This window comes from Roseomonas sp. OT10, assembly GCF_020991085.1.
Taxonomy (GTDB): domain Bacteria; phylum Pseudomonadota; class Alphaproteobacteria; order Acetobacterales; family Acetobacteraceae; genus Roseomonas; species Roseomonas cutis.
Genome location: NZ_CP087719.1, coordinates 4,162,432 through 4,178,546 on the forward strand (window position 1 = coordinate 4,162,432; position 16,115 = coordinate 4,178,546).

A 16,115-nucleotide genomic window follows, 5' to 3' on the forward strand; every position below is an offset into this window, starting at 1 on the left:
CCGCCTGCTCAGCGGCCGCGGGGCACGCCCGGCAGCGGGTCCTTCGCGTCCACGCCCAGAGCCTCCAGGAAGCGGGAGACCATGTTGTAGGCGCCGATGGTCGCCGTCAGCTCCACCAGCTCACGCTCCGGCAGCACGGCGCGCACCGCCGCGAAGACCGGCGGCGGCACGTGGATCTCGCGCGTCATGGCGTCGCAATAGGCCAGCACGGCGCGTTGCGGCGCATCGAACAGACCGTCCGGGATGTCGCCGGACAGCGCCGCCACCTGCGCCGCGCTCAGCCCCTCGCGCCGCGCGATCGGCGCGTGCTGCTCCGCCTCGTAGAGGGCGCCGTTCAGGTGGGCGATGCGCATGATGACCATCTCGCGCAGCGCGCCGGGGAGCGCGCATTCGTGGCGGATGGCGGTGAGGAAGCGCAGCCAGCCCTCGGCCACAGGGCCGCTGTGCAGCAGCATGGCGTAGAGGTGCAGCAGCGCGCCACGCTCGCGCACGATCCGCTCGACGAGCGGCCTGCGGTCCGGCCGGTCCGGGTCGGCATAGGGGATTCGGGCCAAGCATTCCCTCCCGGCGGATGGGCGGCCCTCTGCCGGGGCCGTGTCACGCCTGCCCCAGCCTAGGGCGGTTTCGGCGGGGTGGCCAACCGCCTGCCCCGGCGCGGACGCTTTCCGGTCGCGGAACCGCCCTGGCCCGCATTACTCTCCGCCGGTGCCGGACGGGGTGGGGGCCCCGGCCGCACGGGATGGGGGATGGTCGGTCGGATGCAGGGGGCATGGCGCGCCGCGTCGGGTCTGGTGCTGGTGCTGGGGCTCGCGGCCTGCGCCGGACCGCGGCTCGATCCCGTGGCGATGGGCTACGAGGCCGGCCGCGGCACCCTCTCCTGCGTCCCCTATGCCCGCGCCCGCTCCGGCATCGACCTGCGCGGCGATGGCTGGCAGTGGTGGGATGCGGCGGCAGGCCGGTATGCGCGGGGCAACACGCCCCGGGTGGACAGCGTCCTGGTCTTCCGCAGCGCCGGCCGGCTGCGCGACGGGCATGTCGCCGTCGTCTCCCGCGTCGTGTCGCCGCGCGAGATCCGGGTGGATCACGCCAACTGGGCCTCTGGCGGGCTCAAGGGGCTGGTGGCGCGGGACCAGCTGGTGCTCGACGTCTCGCCGCGCAACGACTGGACCCAGGTGCGCGTCTGGTACCCGCCCGCCGGGGTGGTGGGGAACACGGTCTTCCCGACCTACGGCTTCGTCCACCACGACCTGCTGACCGCCGGCCTCCCCGGCCGCCAGGGCTGACCGCCTCACGGCAGGCCGCGCAACTGCTCCTCGACCATGCCGCGCCAGGGCGCGCCGGGCGGCGTCGCCTCCAGCAGCCCTTGCCAGAGGCGGCGCGCCTCCTCCGGGCGGTCCTGGCGCTGCATGGCCAGGCCCAGCAGGAAGAGCAGCCGGGGCTCGCCGGGCTGGGCGTCCAGCGCACGGCGCAGCAAGGCTTCGGCCGGCGCCGCGCGGCCCTGCTCCAGCTCCAGCTCCGCCATGTCCGCCGCCAGGGCCGGGTCGAAGCGCCCGGACAGGGCCCGGCCCCAGGCCGCGAGGGCCGCCTCCGGCCGGCCGCGCGAGCGCTCCGCATTGCCCAGCAGCAGCCAGCCCCGCCAAGCCGCCGGGCTGGCCGGGTCGAGCGATTCGATCCGGCCACGCAGCTGGGCGATCAGCGCCTCCTCCTGCGCCGCCGCCTCCCGCCGCTCGCCCAGCGTGGCCGAGGGCAGGCCGGGCGAGCCGTGCCAGAGGTAGACGCCCAGCGCCGCGGCCGGCACCAGCAGCAGCGCCGTGGCCAGCGCCGCCCCGCCTCGCCCGGCCCGCACCGGCGCCTCCTGCGGCGCGGCGAGGATGCGGCGCTGCACCTCCAGCACGGCGTTGGCGTGGGTGCCGGGTTCGAGCCGGCCCTCGGCGAGCTGCTGGTCCAGCTCCGCCCGCTGCGCCCGGTAGAGGGCGAGGTCCGCCTCGTGCCGGCCACGCGGGATGGCCGGGCGCCACAGCGACAGGCCCAGCGGCGCCAGGCACAGCGCCGACAGCAGCAGGAACAGGAGCCAGGTCACGTGTCCCGTCCCGCCTCCAGCCGGGCGAGGCGCGCCTGCTCCGCCGCGTTCAGGGGCGGCAGCGGCGCGGCCGGGCGCCGGCGCAGCCACCACACCGCCGCCACCCCGCCCAGCAGCGCGATCGCCGGCGTGGCCCAGAGCAGCAGGGTGGCGGCGTTCAGCGGCGGCTTCAGCAGCACGAAATCGCCGTAGCGGGCATGCAGGTACTCGCGCACCTCGGCGTCGCTGCGCCCGGCCGCCACCTGCTCGCGCACGATCAGGCGGAGCTGGTGCGCCAGGTCGGCGTCGCTGTCCTCGATGGACTGGTTCTGGCAGACCATGCAGCGCAGCTCGCGTCCGATCTCCCGCGCGCGCTCCTCCTGCGCCGGATCGGGCAGCAGCTCCTCCGGCCGGCTCATCCCCCAGGCGGCGGGGCCGAGCAGCAGCAGCAGCGCGAGGGCCAGCCGGATCACGCGTGGCGCCGCAACAGGGGGTGCAGGTCCTGCGCGACCACCTCGGGCGTGATCGGCCCGGCCCAGCGCCAGCGGATGATGCCGCCGCGGTCGATCAGGTAGGTCTCCGGCACGCCATAGACTCCCCAGTCGATGCCGACCCGGCCCGTCCCGTCCGCGCCGAGCCGCGCGAAGGGGTTGCCGTGCCGTCGCAGGAAGGACGCGGCATCGGCCGGCTTGTCCTTGTAGTTGATGCCGAAGACCGGCACCCCCTCGCGCTGCAGCTGCATCAGCTGCGGGTGCTCGATCACGCAGGGCACGCACCAGGAGGCCCAGAAGTTCACCAGCACCGGCCGCTCCAGCCCGCGTAGCGCCTCGGCGGGGAAAGGCGGCAGCTCCACCCCCTCCACCGGCGTCAGGGTGAAGCCCGGCGCCGGCTTGCCGATCAGAGCGGACGGCACGCCCGTCGGGTTGTAGGAGCCGTCCCGCAGCCCCCGCAGCATCGCCCAGAACCCGATCCCCGCCCCGGCCGCCAGGCCCAGCGGCAGGAACAGCAGCGCCCGGCGGCCGCGCGGCATCGCCTCGCCGCCACTCATGCCGGCACCGCCGCCGGCTTCGCCGCCGCCTTCCGTCCCGGCGCGGCGACGCGGGTGCGGCGGTCGGAGAGGGAGAGCCCGCCGCCCAGGGCCATCACCACCGCGCCCAGCCAGATCCACGGCGCCAGCGGGTTGTGGTGCAGGCGCAGGACGGCGCGCCCCTCGCCCTCCTCGCCCAGCACCGCATAGAGGTCGGAGAGCCAGGTGGTGTGGATGGCGGCCTCGGTGGTGTTCATGCCCGCCACGGGGAAGAAGCGGCGCTCGGGCTGCATCGTGGCGACCGGGCGGCCGTCGCGGGTGACCAGCAGCGTCGCGCGGCGGCTGGTCCAGTTGGGACCGACCACGTCCCGCACCTCCGTCAACTGCCAGGTGTAGCCGGCGAGCGCGGTGCTGCCGCCGGGCTTGAGGGCGACGAGGCGGTCGGTCGCCAGCCCCATCCCGGCCAGGCCGGCCAGGGTCACGCCCAGCCCGGCATGGGCGATCGCCCCGCCCCAGGCGGAGCGCGGCAGGGAGCGGGCGCGGCCGAGCGCCCCGCGCGGCCGGCTGAACAGCGCCAGCCGCCCGGCGAGGTCCGCGGCGGCCCCGGCGACGAGCCAGAGGGCGCCGGCGAAGCCCAGGGCCGGGCCGAGCCGCTGGCCCTGCAGGGCGAGGCAGAGCAGGAAGCCGCCGGCGGCGAGGAGCGCGGCCCACCACAGCCGTTGCAGCACCGGCCAGAGCCGGGCGCGCTTCCAGGCCAGCAGCGGCCCCGCGGCGGTGGCGGCGACCAGCGGGATGAAGAGCGGCAGCAGGGCGCTGTTGAAGAAGGGCGGCCCGACCGAGATCTTCGCCCCCAGCACCAGGTCCGCGAACATCGGGTAGAGCGTGCCGACCAGCACCACGGCCGCGATCGAGCAGAGCAGCAGGTTGTTCAGCACCAGCGCGCCCTCGCGCGAGAGCGGCGCGAAGCGCCCGGCGGGGGCCATGGCCGGCGCCCGCCAGGCGAAGAGGGCCAGCGCCCCGCCCAGGTAGGCGCCCAGCAGCGCCAGGATGAAGACGCCGCGCGCCGGGTCGTTGGCGAAGGCGTGGACGGAGTTCAGCACGCCCGAGCGCACCAGGAAGGTGCCCAGCAGCGACAGGCCGAAGGCGAGGATGGCCAGGAAGACGGCCCAGATCTTCAGCGCCTCGCGCTTCTCCACCACGATCGCCGTGTGCAGCAGCGCCGTGCCGGCCAGCCAGGGGAGGAGGGAGGCGTTCTCCACCGGGTCCCAGAACCAGTAGCCGCCCCAGCCCAGCTCGTAATAGGCCCACCAGGAGCCCAGCGCGATGCCCAGCGTCAGGAAGGCCCAGGCGGCCAGCGCCCAGGGCCGCACCCAGCGGCCCCAGGCGGCGTCCACCCGGCCCTCGATCAGCGCCGCGACGGCGAAGGCGAAGGTGACGGCGAAGCCGACATAGCCGGCGTAGAGGATGGGCGGGTGGAAGGCGAGGCCCGGGTCCTGCAGCACCGGGTTCAGCCCCCGGCCGTCCGGCGGCGGCGGCCAGACCCGGCCGAAGGGGTTCGAGGTCGCCAGGATGAACAGCAGGAAGCCCAGGCTGACCATGCCCAGCACCGCCAGCACCCGCGCCCGCAGCGCACCCGGCAGGTCGCGCCCGAACACCGCGACCGCGCCGCTGCACAGCCCCAGGATCAGCACCCAGAGGATCATCGAGCCCTCGTGGTTCCCCCAGGCCCCGGACAGCTTGTAGAGCAGCGGCTTGGCGGAGTGGCTGTTCTGCACCACGCCCACCACCGAGGTGTCGTTCTGCGCGAAGCACCACAGCAGCGCGCCGAAGGCCGCCGCGATGGCCAGCAGCCCGCCCAGCGCCAGGGCGGGGGCGGCGGCGATCAGCCGCGCCTCGCCACGCTGCGCGCCCACCAGCGGCAGGACGGATTGCGCCAGGGCCAGCACGCAGGCCAGGGCGAGGGCGAAGTGCCCCAGCTCCGGGATCATGCCGGACGCCGCCCGGGCTTCGGGCAGGCAGGCGCGCCGGCGCCGTTCGAGCGTCTCGCCATGACCGTCTCCGCTGCCCTCAGCCGCCGCGCTTCGGCTCGGCCGAGAGGGTGTTCCAGGAGGCCGCCGGCGGCGGCGCCCCGGCCTCCGGCTGCCAGTGGCCGCTGCGCTTCAGCGCGTCGGCCACCTCGGGCGGCATGTAGGTCTCGTCGTGCCGTGCCAGCACCTCGCTGGCCTGGAACACCCCGTCCCGGCCGAGCTTGCCCAGGGTGACCACCCCCTGCCCCTCCCGGAACAGGTCCGGCAGCACGCCGACATAGGTGACGGGGATGGCGGCCGGCCCGTCGGTGACGCGGAAGCGCGCCTCCGGCCGGCCATCCGCCGTCACCTCCCGCACCACGCTGCCGGCCTCGACCAGCCCGCCCAGGCGGAAGGCGCGGTCCGGCCCGGGATCGGCGGCCATGATGTCGCTGGGCGAGCGGAAGAAGACGAGGTTGTCCTGGAAGGCGGACAGCGCCAGCCCCGTGGCGCTGCCCAGCCCCAGCAGGCAGAGGCCCACCACCCACATGCGCCGCTGCTTGCGCGACAGGCTCACGGATGCCCCTCCAGCTCGGCCAGGTCACGGCGGGCGGCACGCTGGCGCAGCAGCGTGGCCAGGACCAGCCCGCCGAACACCAGCGCCGACGCCCCCCAGGCCAGGGCGACGTACCAGAGATGGGGGCTCATGCGGCCTCCGCGTCCAGGCGCCGGGCGCGGGCCAGGCGCAGCGACTGCACCCGCCGCTCCAGGATCGCGCTGCGGGTGCGCGACAGCAGCAGCGCGGCGAAGAGCAGGCTTAAGCCGACGGTGCAGGCCAGCAGCGGGTAGAGGATGTCCACGTGCAGCCCCGGCGCCCCCAGCCGCGCGACCGAGGCCGGCTGGTGCAGCGTGTTCCACCACTCCACCGAGAACTTCACGATGGGCAGGTTCACCGCCCCCGCCAGGGCCAGGATCGCCCCCATCCGGGCGCCGCGCTCCTCGTCCTCGAAGGCGCGGACCAGGGTGGCGTGCCCCATCCAGAAGAAGAACAGCACCAGCACGGAGGTCAGCCGCGCGTCCCAGACCCACCAGGCGCCCCACATCGGCCGGCCCCACAGGCTGCCGGTCAGCAGGCAGAGCCCCGTCACGGCGGCTCCCAGGGGGGACAGCTCGCGTGCCGCCAGATCGGCCAGCGGATGCCGCCAGATCAGGGCCGAGGCGGAGGCCAGGGCCAGCAGGGCGTAGCCGCCCATTGCCAGCCACGCCATCGGGACATGGACGTACATGATCCGCACGGTCTCGCCCTGCTGCCAGTCGGGCGGCGACCAGAGCAGCGCCCAGGCGATGGCGGGCAGCAGCGTCAGGCCAGCCGCGGCCCAGAGCCAGGGCATCAGCCCGTCGGTCAGGCGCAGGAAGCGGCCCGGATTGGCGAAGCGGTGCCAGCCGCCAGGGCGCGGGGCTCGGATCGGGCTGGAAGAGGCGCTCACGCGCGCCATGTAATCCCGGACCGCGCAGGATTGAAGCGCGCCCTCATCCGGGCTTGAGTGCCGCCCGCTCATGAGTGGGGGAGACTCGCCTGCATGCTGTTCGTCATCCTGAACGAGGACAAGCCCGGTTCCTTCGACCTGCGCATGTCCGCGCGGCCGAAGCATCTGGTCTGGCTGGAGGAGAAGGTCGCGGACCTGATCATGGTCGGCCCCATGCTGGATGAGGAGGGCAAGCCCAAGGGCAGCGTCCTGATCGTGGACAAGCCCGACCTGGAGGCCGCCAGGGCCTTCGCCGCCGCCGACCCCTATGTCGAGGCCGGCCTCTTCGCGCGCAGCACGGTCAGCCCCTTCCGCACCGTCTACAAGGACGGCGCCAAGGTCGGCTGACGCGCATGGCGGGCTGGCTGGTCAAGAGCGAGCCCGACGCCTTCTCCTGGCAGCAGCAGGTGGCCAACGGCGTCGAGCCCTGGACGGGGGTGCGCAACGCCGCCGCCGCCAACAACCTGCGCGCCATGCAGGCGGGCGACCGGGCCTTCTTCTACCATTCCAACATCGGCAAGGAGATCGTGGGCGTCGTCGAGGTGGTCCGCGAGGCCTATCCCGACCCCACCGACGAGAGCGGCCGCTGGGTCTGCGTCGACGTCCGTGCCGTGGGCCCGGTGCCGCGCCCGGTGACGCTGGCCGCGATCAAGGCGGAGCCGCGCCTGGCCGGGCTCGCCCTGGTGCGGCTCTCGCGCCTGTCCGTCTCGCCCGTCTCGGACGAGCACTGGGCGATCCTGGCTGGGATGGCCGGCTGGACGGGATGAGCGACGAACGCCGCCTCTGCCGCCTGGACGAGCTGGCCGAGGGGGCCGCCCGTGGCTTCCCCCCCGCCCCCGGCGGCTTCACCGGGCTGGTGGCGGTGCGGCGGGACGGCGAGGTCCGGGTCTACGTGAACGCCTGCCCGCATCTGGGCCTGCCGCTGGAGGCACTGCCAGACCGCTTCCTGGACGGCCGTGGCGAGCATCTGGTCTGCGCCGCGCATGGCGCCCGCTTCCGCGTGGAGGACGGGTTCTGCGTCGCCGGCCCCTGCGCCGGGGATGAGCTGGAGGCGGTGCCCGTACGGATTGCCGGGGGCGACGTGCTCGTCCCGGCCGACGCCGGTCTCTGACGAGGACGGCCCGATTCGCCGGCCTGTGGCGGATGTCGCGCCTGCGGCCCGGAGGAAGGTCTGCCCCCTCCCCAGCCTCCCTGTCCGCCAGGATCCAGGGCGCCCTGGAACCGGCCCGGACCGCCGCAACCGACCAGCGGAGCGCGGCCCCGCCTGATACGGTCGGTGCGAAGCCTTGATCCGTACCGGCGTGGTGCCCGTTCCCCGGGGGCAAGGCGCTGCCTCGCCCCCGATACCCCCACTCCGCCAGGACCCTGCGGGCCCTGGACCCGATGGGCGCTGCCGCGGGACAGCCTGATACGGGGTCAAGGCGCCGAGGAGCATGGCTCCTCGGCGGGACCGGCCGCAGCACTCGCTGACGCCTTCAAAACTATTCTGGAGTCCCGCTTGTCCGCGCTCCGTCTGGGATCAGCCCGCAGGCTGACGACAGCCGCACAGCACCAGACTCCCAGCGGGGACCGGGGCCCGCTTGTGGCCCCGGCCGGGGAGGGTCTGGGAGGGGACGGCGTCCCCTCCCGGTCCGCCGCCCGAACACCACAGCACGACGGGTCATCCGGCCATCGGTCCGAGGGTCAGGGTCACCTTTTCGTGCCTCGGCCCCTTGCCGCGGACCTGCCGCATTCGGGCCGCGCCCTCGCCCAGCCTCTCGCGTTGAGTGGGGGTATCGAAAGCGATCCGAAGGAGGAGCCGATGCGACGCTTCCTTGGCCTCGCGGTCCTGGCAGGCCTGCTGGGTGGACCGCTGGCCCCGATGGCCCCCGCGGCCGCGGGCCCGGTGGCCCTGGCTCCCCAGGCCGCGCCGGGGCTGGTGCAGGAGGTGCAGTATTACCGGCCGCCACCGCCGCGCTGGCACCGGCCGCCGCCACCGCCCCACTGGCAGCGGGGCTACTATCACCGGCCACCGCCGCCGCACTGGCGCCGTCCACCGCCCCCGCCGCGGCACTGGCACCGGCCGCCGCCGCGCCCCTGGGGCCCGCCGCGCTACTGAGCCGGGTCGGGGGAGAGGGGCGCGTCGCCGTCGCGGCTGTCCGCGGCGGCGATGCGGCCATCCCCTATCCGCCGCAGTGAGACCTGCAGCCGGGCCTCGGCCTCGCGGATCGTCCGCAGCGCCCCCTGGGTGAAGCGGATGTGCCGCTCCGCCGCCAGGCGCGCGGACGGCACGTCGCGGGCCAGGATGGCCTCGCTGATGGCCCGGTGCTGGTCCCGCAGCAGCTCCCGCACCTCCGGCCGGGCGTAGAGGGCCTCCCGGCTGTAGAAGACGCCCTCCCGCAGCATGCCCGACAGGGCCCGCATCACGTGCAGCAGCACGAGGTTGTGGGCGGCCTCGTAGATCGCGATGTGCAGGTCGGCATCCGCCTCCGCCTCGTCGGACGGATCCTGCAGCCCATGCGCCCGATCGATTCGCTCCATGCAGGCGTGGATGGCCGCCAGATCCACCGTCGTCGCCCGTTCGGCGGCCAGGGCCGCCGCAGAGCTCTCCATCATGGCGCGGAATTCCAGGTAGTCCCCGGCCGAGGCGTCGCCGTCCGTGGCCAGGAGGCGCGTCAGCGGGTCGGTGATGCTGGTGCCCAGCGCCGCGACACGGGTGCCGCTCCCCGTCTGGCTGGCCAGGAAGCCGTCCCGCTCCAGGGACTGGAGGCCTTCCCGCAAGGTGGGACGCGAGACGCCGAGACGTTCGGCCAGCTCGCGCTCCGGCAACAGTCGCTCTCCCGGGCGCAGCGCACCCTCCCGCACGAGCTGTTCGATGTGGCGTGCCACCGCCTCGGCGGCGCGCCCCGGCTTGACTCGTTCCTTCCGCACGCTGGTTTCCTGTCCGCTTCCCAAGGACAGGGTAGGGCAGTGGACCAGGAAGAAAAGTTCGGAAACGATATTTTTCCTTCTTGACCACTTTGGTCAAAACAAATTACCAACCGAAAAAGATGGATAAGACCCATGTCCCCGATGGCGGCTTCGGCGCGCCTGCCGGACAGGGAGGAGAATCCCGCATGCTGGCCCCGGACCCTGGCACCCCGTGCGCCGCCAACCCGGCGGCCTTCGTTCCGGCCAGCCGCGCCGTGGAGGCGGGAACGCCCGGACCGGCGCCGCGGGCCAGCCGGCCCACCCGCCGCGACGCCTGACGCCCCGGCACGCCCGCGCGGCCTGCCGATCACCCCCCAGGAGAGGACACGCCGCCTCATGACATGGTCCCAGGTCTACGACCCGATGGGGAGCATGCTGCTCTCCACGCTGCTGGCCGCCGTGCCGATCGTGGTGCTGCTCGGCTGCATCGGCCTGCTGGGCATCAGCGCGCATGTCTCGGCCATACTGGGCCTGGTCGCAGCGCTCGCCATCGCCATCATCGGCTTCGGCATGCCGGGCGAGATGGCCGGGATGACGGCGGTCTACGGCGCCGCCTACGGCCTGCTGCCGATCGGCTGGATCATCCTCAACGTCATCTTCCTGTACCGGCTGACGGACGAGAAGGGGCAGTTCGCCATCCTGCGCGACAGCATCGCCGGCATCACCCAGGACCGGCGCCTGCAGCTTCTCTTCATCGCCTTCGCCTTCGGCGCCTTCTTCGAGGGCGCGGCCGGCTTCGGCACCCCTGTCGCGGTGACGGGCGCCATGCTGATCGGACTGGGCTTCGCGCCGCTCGCGGCCTCCGGCCTGTCGCTGATCGCCAACACCGCGCCGGTCGCCTACGGGGCGCTCGGCGCGCCGGTGATCGCGCTCGCGGCGGTGACGGGCCTCGACCTGCTCGACCTCTCCGCCATGATCGGGCGCCAGCTGCCCTTCTTCTCGCTAATCGTGCCCTTCTGGCTGATCGTGGCCTTCGCCGGCTGGCGCGGCATGCTGCAGGTCTGGCCGGCGCTGCTGGTCACGGGCGTCTCCTTCGCCGTCCCGCAGTTTCTCGTCTCCAACTTCCACGGCCCCTGGCTGGTGGACGTGGTGGCGGCGATCATCTCCATGCTCTGCCTCGCCGGCTTCCTGCGCATCTGGCACCCGAAGGAGCTGTGGCTCTCGACCTCCCGCGACAGGGATGCGGTGCCGGTGGCGGCGCGCTCCCTGGGTGCCGCGGCGGTGATGGACATGGACGCCAAGCCCGTCGAAGGCCCCGGCGGCCCCTACACCTCCGGCCAGGTCTTCCGCGCCTGGCTGCCCTGGCTGATCCTGACCGTCTGCGTCTTCGCCTGGGGCGTGCCGCAGATGAAGGCCTGGCTGGACGGGCTGTGGATCTGGCGCATCCCCGTCGCCGGGCTGCACAACATGGTCATGAAGGTGCCGCCCGTGGTCGCCCAGGCGCATCCGGAGCCCGCGATCTACGCCCTGAACCTGATGTCCGCGACCGGCACCGGCATCCTGCTGGCGGCGGTGATCTCGGGCCTCGTCATGGGCTACGGGCCGGTGGCCCTGCTCCGGGCCTATGGCCGCACCTTCTGGGCGATCCGCTACTCGCTGCTGACCATCGCGGCGATGCTCTCGCTGGGCTTCGTCACCCGCTATTCCGGCACGGATGCGACGCTGGGCCTGGCCTTCGCGCAGACCGGCTGGATCTACCCGCTGTTCGGCACGCTGCTGGGCTGGCTGGGCGTGGCGCTGACCGGCTCCGACACCGCCTCCAACGTGCTGTTTGGCGGGCTGCAGAAGGTGACGGCGCAGCAGCTCGGCCTCTCGCCGGTGCTGATGGCCGCCGCCAACTCCTCGGGCGGCGTGATGGGCAAGATGATCGACGCACAGAGCATCGTCGTCGCCTCCACCGCCACCAAGTGGTACGGGCACGAGAAGGACATCCTGCGCTACGTCTTCTTCCATTCCATCGCCCTGGCCGTGCTGGTCGGCCTGCTGATCATGGCGCAGGCCTACCTCTGGCCCTTCACCCTGATGGCGCTGTAGCGTCGCCGCGGGACCAGACCCGGGGGCGGGCACGCCGCCCGCCCCGCCAAAGCCTGCGCCGGCCGTCACGCGATCGCGATGGCCAGCGCAGGAATATGCATCGCTCCCGGCTGACATCCGGCCGGATCATGGCAAGCTTCACCAAACAGGGTTCCGGAGGGGGGAGAGGATGGCTGACGATCTGCTGATTGCCGTCAAGCCCGAGATTGCTGGGACGACACGCGTGAACGAGCAGGTCCGCGAGGCGATGGTGCGCCGTGCGGGGGAGGACCCGGAGGGGTTCTGGCGGGAGGAGATGGGCCGCGTTGCCTGGATGCGCGAGCCGACCCGGATCAAGAACACCAGCTTCACCGGCGACGTGTCGATCAAGTGGTTCGAGGACGGGGAGCTGAACGCCTCCGTCTCCTGCCTCGACCGGCACCTGGAGAGCCGCGGCGAGCAGGTCGCGCTGATCTGGGAGGGCGACGACCCGAAGAGCGATGCCAGGGTCACCTACCGCCAGCTGCACGAGAAGGTCTGCCGCCTGGCCAATGCCATGCGGGGCCTGGGCGTCGGCAAGGGCGACCGGGTGACGATCTACCTGCCCATGATCGTCGAGGCGGCGGTGGCGATGCTCGCCTGCGCCCGGATCGGGGCGATCCATTCCGTCGTCTTCGGCGGCTTCTCGGCCGAGAGCCTGGCGAGCCGCATCCAGGATTGCGAGAGCGTGCTGCTGCTGACCGCCGACGAGGGACGGCGCGGCGGCCGCAAGGTGCCGCTGAAGGCCAATGCGGACGAGGCGCTGAAGACCTGCCCGACCATCCGCCACGTGATCGTCGCCGCCAACACCGGCGGCGAGGTCGCGATGCAGGAGGGGCGCGACCATTCCTGGGAGGCGCTCTGCGCGGCGGCCGAGCCGGTCTGCGAGCCGGAGCGGATGAACGCGGAGGACCCGCTGTTCATCCTCTACACCTCCGGCTCCACCGGCAAGCCGAAGGGCGTGCTGCACACCACCGGCGGCTACATGGTCTGGGCCAGCTTCACGCACGAGACGGTCTTCGACTACCGCCCCGGCGAGGTCTACTGGTGCACCGCCGACGTGGGCTGGGTGACGGGGCACACCTACATCGTCTACGGCCCGCTCGCCAACGGCGCGACCAGCCTGGTCTTCGAGGGGGTGCCGTCCTGGCCGGACAACGGCCGCTTCTGGCAGGTGATCGACAAGCACCAGGTGAACATCTTCTACACCGCGCCGACCGCCATCCGCGCCCTGATGCGCGACGGCGAGGCGCCGGTGAAGAAGGCCTCGCGCAAGTCGCTGCGCATCCTGGGCAGCGTGGGCGAGCCGATCAACCCGGAAGCCTGGCTGTGGTACTACCGCGTCGTGGGCGACGAGCGCTGCCCCGTCGTCGACACCTGGTGGCAGACGGAGACGGGCGGCATCCTGATCTCGCCGCTGCCCGGGGCGGTGGCGCAGAAGCCCGGCTCCGCCACCCTGCCGCTGCCCGGCGTGCAGCCGGCGCTGGTGGACGGCGAGGGCAAGCGGCTGGAGGGCGCGACCGAGGGCAACCTCGTCATCACCGACAGCTGGCCCGGGCAGATGCGCACGGTCTTCCGCGACCACGAGCGCTTCGTGCAGACCTACTTCTCCACCTTCCCCGGCACCTACTTCACCGGCGACGGCGCGCGGCGCGACGCGGACGGCTACTACTGGATCACCGGCCGGGTGGACGACGTGATCAACGTCTCCGGCCACCGCATGGGCACGGCCGAGATCGAGAGCGCGCTGGTCGCCCACGCCAAGGTGGCGGAGGCCGCGGTGGTCGGCATGCCGCACGACATCAAGGGCCAGGGCATCTACGCCTATGTCACGCTGATCGCCCAGGAGGAGCCCACCGAGGCGCTGCGCAAGGAGCTCGTCGCCTGGGTGCGCAAGGAGATCGGGCCCTTCGCCGCGCCCGACGCCATCCACTGGGCGCCGGGCCTGCCCAAGACCCGCTCGGGCAAGATCATGCGCCGCATCCTGCGCAAGATCGCCGCCAACGAGGTCGACGGCCTGGGCGATACCTCCACCCTCGCCGACCCCACCGTCGTCCAGGACCTCATCGAAACACGGGTCACAACGTGACCCGGCCGGGACGTTCCCGGTCAGCCCTTCGTCACGCCAGGGCGGGTGGCACTGTGCGACCCTCGCCGCCCTAGCCAAGCACGATACACGGCGCGTTCCTGCTGCCTGGAGCACCGATGATGCGGGCGGCGCGCCGGGCTGCCCCGTGTTGGCCGTTGCGCCCACTCCCCGGGGGCAAGGCTCCGCCTCGCCCCCGATACCCCCACTCCGCCAGGACCCTGCGGGCCCTGGACCCGATCGGCGCTGCCGCGGGACAGCCTGCGACGGGGTCGAGGCGCCGAGGAGTCATGCTCCTCGGCGGGACCGGTCGCCGCACTCGCTGACGCCCTCTGAAAGCTTTTTTCAGAGTTCCACCTGTCCACGTTCCGTCAGGGCTGAGCCCGGAGGCTGACGCTCACCACGGAGAGCCAGACTCCCAGCGGGGACCGGGGCCCGCTTGTGGCCCCGGCGGAGGGGGGTCCGAGGGGGAGGCAGCGCCTCCCCCCGGTCCGACGCTACCGGACAAGCGACAAGGGGCGGCGCGGAACAGGCTGCCTTGCGGCGATCCGCGTCAGCCTTTCGGCGCCATGCGTTGCGCGCGCCGCCGCTGGATCAGCAACATGGAGCCCAGCGCCACGCCGATCACCAGCAGCGACATGCCCGTGGTGACCGTGCCGAGGGCGTAGATCTCCGGCGTCGTCACCGTCGTGGTCAGCCCTTGCAGTTCCAGCGGCAGGGTGTTGCGGCCGCCGATCGCCTGGCTGGTGCGCGCCACCTCGTCCCAGGACAGGGTGAAGCCGAACAGCGCCACGCCGACCAGGGAAGGGGCGATGATCGGGATGACCACGTGGCGCAGGACTCCGCCGGGGTTGGCGCCCAGGTCGCGCGCCGCCTCCTCATAGGCGGGGTTGAAGCGGTTGAAGACGGCGAAGAGGATCAGCAGGCCGAAGGGCAGCGTCCAGGTCAGGTGCGCGCCCAGCGCGGAGGTGTAGAGCCCGGCCGCCGTCTCGTAGCCCTTCAGGAAGCCCCAGCCGGTGCTCTCGGCCAGCGCCTTGATCGCGTCATCGATCAGCCGGAACTCCAGCCCGATGCCCAGCGAGACGACGATGGAGGGCACGATCAGGCTGGCGATGGTGACGTAGAACAGCGCGGACTGGCCGGGGAAGCGCTTGCGGAAGGCGAGGCCCGCCGGCAGGGCGAAGGCGACGGTCAGCAGCATCACCACCACCCCGAGGCGGAAGGAGCGGCCGAAGGCGGCCCAGATGTCCACCACCCCCACCCCCTGCCACAGGCGGGAGAACCAGTAGGTGGAGACGCCGTTCATCGGGAAGGTCAGCCCGCCCGAGGGGCCCTGGAAGCTGAGGACCATGATCGTCAGGATCGGGCCGTAGAGGAACAGCACGAAGAGGGTGAACAGCGCTGCCAGCCACCAGAAGGCGGCGGGGCGCCTCTCGCCATGCTTATTCATGGGAACGGCTCACGTCACAGCTCCCGCCGGATGTCGACGAGGCGCGTCAGCGCCCAGATCATCATCAGCACGATGCCCAGCAGCACCACGGCGTTCGCGGCGGCGATGGGAAATTGCAGGTAGCTCATCTGCACCTGGATCACCTTGCCGACGGACGCGATCTGCTGCCCGCCCATGATGCCCACCGTCACGAAATCGCCCATCACGATGGTCAGCACGAAGATCGAGCCGATGACGATGCCCGGCTTGCACAGCGGCACGATCACGCTCCACAGCGTCTGCCAGCCGCTGGCGCCGCCGTCGCGCGCCGCCTCGATCAGCGAGCGGTCGATGCGCGCCATGGAGTTGAAGATCGGCACCATCATGAACAGCGTGTAGAGGTGGACGAAGGCGAGCGTGACCGAGAACTCGGAATAGAGCAGCCAGTCCAGCGGGCCGCTCGTCACGCCCAGCGCCTGCAGCGTCTGGTTGACCAGCCCGTTGCGGCCCAGCAGCGGGATCCAGGCGATCATGCGGATCACGTTGGAGGTCCAGAACGGCACCGTGCAGACCAGGAACAGCGCCATCTGCACCGTGGTCGAGCGGATGTGGAAGGACAGGAAGTAGGCGATGGCGAAGCCCAGCACGAGGGTGATCGCCCAGACGATCAGGCTGAAGCGCAGCGTCGAGAGGTAGGTCGCGAAGGTGACGCAGAGGTCGGGCAGCTTCGCCAGGCAGCCGTCGAAGACCTCGCGGTAGTTGTCCAGGGTGAAGGCCGGGTTGATGGAATACTCGGTGTACTCCCAGAAGGAGACCATCACCGTCAGCGCCAGCGGCACGACGAAGAAGACCAGGAAGACGGCGGCGAAGGGCAGCGCCTGCCACAGCCCGGTGCGGCGCCGGGGCGCCGCGGACCTGGCAACCGGGGCACCCACCCCGGCCGCGACCGTTCCGGCCGAGCCGGGGTGGATGTCCATTTCA

At 72.6% G+C, this 16,115-nt stretch carries 18 protein-coding genes; 7 read left to right on the plus strand and 11 right to left on the minus strand.

All coding sequences use genetic code 11. From position 1 onward, the window contains the following. Positions 1 to 8: 8 nt before the first annotated feature. The gene (locus LPC08_RS18920) at positions 9 to 554 is read right to left on the minus strand and encodes a carboxymuconolactone decarboxylase family protein (RefSeq protein ID WP_230449786.1); all 546 of its coding nucleotides are present in this window, start codon (positions 552 to 554) and stop codon (positions 9 to 11) included. A gap of 192 nt (positions 555 to 746) precedes the next feature. Here LPC08_RS18920 and LPC08_RS18925 point away from each other — a divergent pair, with 192 nt between their 5' ends. Continuing rightward, positions 747 to 1,283 carry a CHAP domain-containing protein gene (locus tag LPC08_RS18925; RefSeq protein ID WP_230449787.1) on the plus strand — a complete coding sequence of 179 codons (537 nt, stop codon included), beginning with the start codon at positions 747 to 749 and terminating at the stop codon, positions 1,281 to 1,283. 5 nt (positions 1,284 to 1,288) lie between these two features. Here LPC08_RS18925 and ccmI read toward each other — a convergent pair whose 3' ends face one another. The 7 genes from ccmI to ccmC form a co-directional block, all read right to left on the minus strand. Next, on the minus strand, positions 1,289 to 2,080 hold the full coding sequence (gene ccmI / locus LPC08_RS18930) for a c-type cytochrome biogenesis protein CcmI (RefSeq protein ID WP_230449788.1): 792 nt from the start codon (positions 2,078 to 2,080) through the stop codon (positions 1,289 to 1,291). Continuing rightward, positions 2,077 to 2,532: a cytochrome c-type biogenesis protein gene (locus LPC08_RS18935; RefSeq protein WP_230449789.1), complete on the minus strand. Its 456-nt coding sequence runs from the start codon at positions 2,530 to 2,532 to the stop codon at positions 2,077 to 2,079. Before LPC08_RS18935 ends, ccmI begins: the two co-directional genes overlap by 4 nt. Continuing rightward, positions 2,529 to 3,107 (minus strand): DsbE family thiol:disulfide interchange protein, encoded by a 579-nt coding sequence (locus LPC08_RS18940; protein WP_230449790.1) that lies wholly within the window; start codon positions 3,105 to 3,107, stop codon positions 2,529 to 2,531. Before LPC08_RS18940 ends, LPC08_RS18935 begins: the two co-directional genes overlap by 4 nt. After that, positions 3,104 to 5,074 (minus strand): heme lyase CcmF/NrfE family subunit, encoded by a 1,971-nt coding sequence (locus tag LPC08_RS18945; RefSeq protein ID WP_230449791.1) that lies wholly within the window; start codon positions 5,072 to 5,074, stop codon positions 3,104 to 3,106. The genes LPC08_RS18940 and LPC08_RS18945 overlap by 4 nt, the downstream gene beginning before the upstream one ends. 79 nt (positions 5,075 to 5,153) lie before the next feature. Further along, positions 5,154 to 5,663, minus strand: coding sequence for a cytochrome c maturation protein CcmE (ccmE, locus tag LPC08_RS18950; protein WP_230453114.1), 510 nt, complete (start codon positions 5,661 to 5,663; stop codon positions 5,154 to 5,156). 2 nt (positions 5,664 to 5,665) lie between these two features. Beyond that, positions 5,666 to 5,800: a heme exporter protein CcmD gene (gene ccmD, locus LPC08_RS18955; RefSeq protein ID WP_230449792.1), complete on the minus strand. Its 135-nt coding sequence runs from the start codon at positions 5,798 to 5,800 to the stop codon at positions 5,666 to 5,668. Next, positions 5,797 to 6,588, minus strand: coding sequence for a heme ABC transporter permease CcmC (gene ccmC / locus LPC08_RS18960; protein WP_230449793.1), 792 nt, complete (start codon positions 6,586 to 6,588; stop codon positions 5,797 to 5,799). The genes ccmD and ccmC overlap by 4 nt, the downstream gene beginning before the upstream one ends. 84 nt (positions 6,589 to 6,672) lie before the next feature. Between ccmC and LPC08_RS18965 the strand changes: the two genes are divergently transcribed. From LPC08_RS18965 to LPC08_RS18980, 4 genes are all read left to right on the plus strand, one after another. Continuing rightward, positions 6,673 to 6,966: a YciI family protein gene (locus tag LPC08_RS18965; protein WP_230449794.1), complete on the plus strand. Its 294-nt coding sequence runs from the start codon at positions 6,673 to 6,675 to the stop codon at positions 6,964 to 6,966. A gap of 5 nt (positions 6,967 to 6,971) precedes the next feature. Next, the gene (locus LPC08_RS18970; RefSeq protein WP_230449795.1) at positions 6,972 to 7,385 is read left to right on the plus strand and encodes an EVE domain-containing protein; all 414 of its coding nucleotides are present in this window, start codon (positions 6,972 to 6,974) and stop codon (positions 7,383 to 7,385) included. After that, positions 7,382 to 7,729, plus strand: coding sequence for a Rieske (2Fe-2S) protein (locus LPC08_RS18975; RefSeq protein ID WP_230449796.1), 348 nt, complete (start codon positions 7,382 to 7,384; stop codon positions 7,727 to 7,729). Before LPC08_RS18970 ends, LPC08_RS18975 begins: the two co-directional genes overlap by 4 nt. Before the next feature lie 690 nt (positions 7,730 to 8,419). Continuing rightward, positions 8,420 to 8,716 (plus strand): hypothetical protein, encoded by a 297-nt coding sequence (locus LPC08_RS18980; RefSeq protein ID WP_230449797.1) that lies wholly within the window; start codon positions 8,420 to 8,422, stop codon positions 8,714 to 8,716. Here LPC08_RS18980 and LPC08_RS18985 read toward each other — a convergent pair. Next, positions 8,710 to 9,528, minus strand: a complete 819-nt coding sequence (locus LPC08_RS18985; protein WP_230449798.1) for an FCD domain-containing protein — start codon at positions 9,526 to 9,528, stop codon at positions 8,710 to 8,712. The two genes, LPC08_RS18980 and LPC08_RS18985, sit on opposite strands and share 7 nt — an antisense overlap. A gap of 375 nt (positions 9,529 to 9,903) precedes the next feature. Here LPC08_RS18985 and LPC08_RS18990 point away from each other — a divergent pair, with 375 nt between their 5' ends. Together LPC08_RS18990 and acs are read left to right on the plus strand one after the other, a co-directional pair. After that, positions 9,904 to 11,601, plus strand: a complete 1,698-nt coding sequence (locus LPC08_RS18990; RefSeq protein ID WP_230449799.1) for an L-lactate permease — start codon at positions 9,904 to 9,906, stop codon at positions 11,599 to 11,601. Between the two features lie 169 nt (positions 11,602 to 11,770). Then, a complete protein-coding gene (gene acs / locus LPC08_RS18995; RefSeq protein WP_230449800.1) occupies positions 11,771 to 13,708 on the plus strand; it encodes an acetate--CoA ligase in 1,938 nt (645 codons plus the stop codon). Between the two features lie 550 nt (positions 13,709 to 14,258). Here the strand turns inward: acs and LPC08_RS19000 are convergent. Both LPC08_RS19000 and LPC08_RS19005 read right to left on the minus strand, forming a co-directional pair. Next, a complete protein-coding gene (locus LPC08_RS19000; RefSeq protein ID WP_230449801.1) occupies positions 14,259 to 15,155 on the minus strand; it encodes an ABC transporter permease in 897 nt (298 codons plus the stop codon). 14 nt (positions 15,156 to 15,169) lie between these two features. Beyond that, positions 15,170 to 16,111: an ABC transporter permease gene (locus LPC08_RS19005; RefSeq protein ID WP_230449802.1), complete on the minus strand. Its 942-nt coding sequence runs from the start codon at positions 16,109 to 16,111 to the stop codon at positions 15,170 to 15,172. Positions 16,112 to 16,115: the final 4 nt, after the last annotated feature.

Bases quoted from the DNA above. Each gene is read 5' to 3' on its own strand.
- LPC08_RS18925 (WP_230449787.1), top strand. From the start codon at position 747: ATGGTCGGTCGGATGCAGGGGGCATGGCGCGCCGCGTCGGGTCTGGTG.
- LPC08_RS18940 (WP_230449790.1), bottom strand. From the start codon at position 3,107: ATGAGTGGCGGCGAGGCGATGCCGCGCGGCCGCCGGGCGCTGCTGTTC.
- LPC08_RS18945 (WP_230449791.1), bottom strand. From the start codon at position 5,074: ATGATCCCGGAGCTGGGGCACTTCGCCCTCGCCCTGGCCTGCGTGCTG.
- ccmD (WP_230449792.1), bottom strand. From the start codon at position 5,800: ATGAGCCCCCATCTCTGGTACGTCGCCCTGGCCTGGGGGGCGTCGGCG.
- ccmC (WP_230449793.1), bottom strand. From the start codon at position 6,588: ATGGCGCGCGTGAGCGCCTCTTCCAGCCCGATCCGAGCCCCGCGCCCT.
- LPC08_RS18965 (WP_230449794.1), top strand. From the start codon at position 6,673: ATGCTGTTCGTCATCCTGAACGAGGACAAGCCCGGTTCCTTCGACCTG.
- LPC08_RS18970 (WP_230449795.1), top strand. From the start codon at position 6,972: ATGGCGGGCTGGCTGGTCAAGAGCGAGCCCGACGCCTTCTCCTGGCAG.
- LPC08_RS18975 (WP_230449796.1), top strand. From the start codon at position 7,382: ATGAGCGACGAACGCCGCCTCTGCCGCCTGGACGAGCTGGCCGAGGGG.
- LPC08_RS18980 (WP_230449797.1), top strand. From the start codon at position 8,420: ATGCGACGCTTCCTTGGCCTCGCGGTCCTGGCAGGCCTGCTGGGTGGA.
- LPC08_RS18990 (WP_230449799.1), top strand. From the start codon at position 9,904: ATGACATGGTCCCAGGTCTACGACCCGATGGGGAGCATGCTGCTCTCC.
- acs (WP_230449800.1), top strand. From the start codon at position 11,771: ATGGCTGACGATCTGCTGATTGCCGTCAAGCCCGAGATTGCTGGGACG.
- LPC08_RS19000 (WP_230449801.1), bottom strand. From the start codon at position 15,155: ATGAATAAGCATGGCGAGAGGCGCCCCGCCGCCTTCTGGTGGCTGGCA.
- LPC08_RS19005 (WP_230449802.1), bottom strand. From the start codon at position 16,111: ATGGACATCCACCCCGGCTCGGCCGGAACGGTCGCGGCCGGGGTGGGT.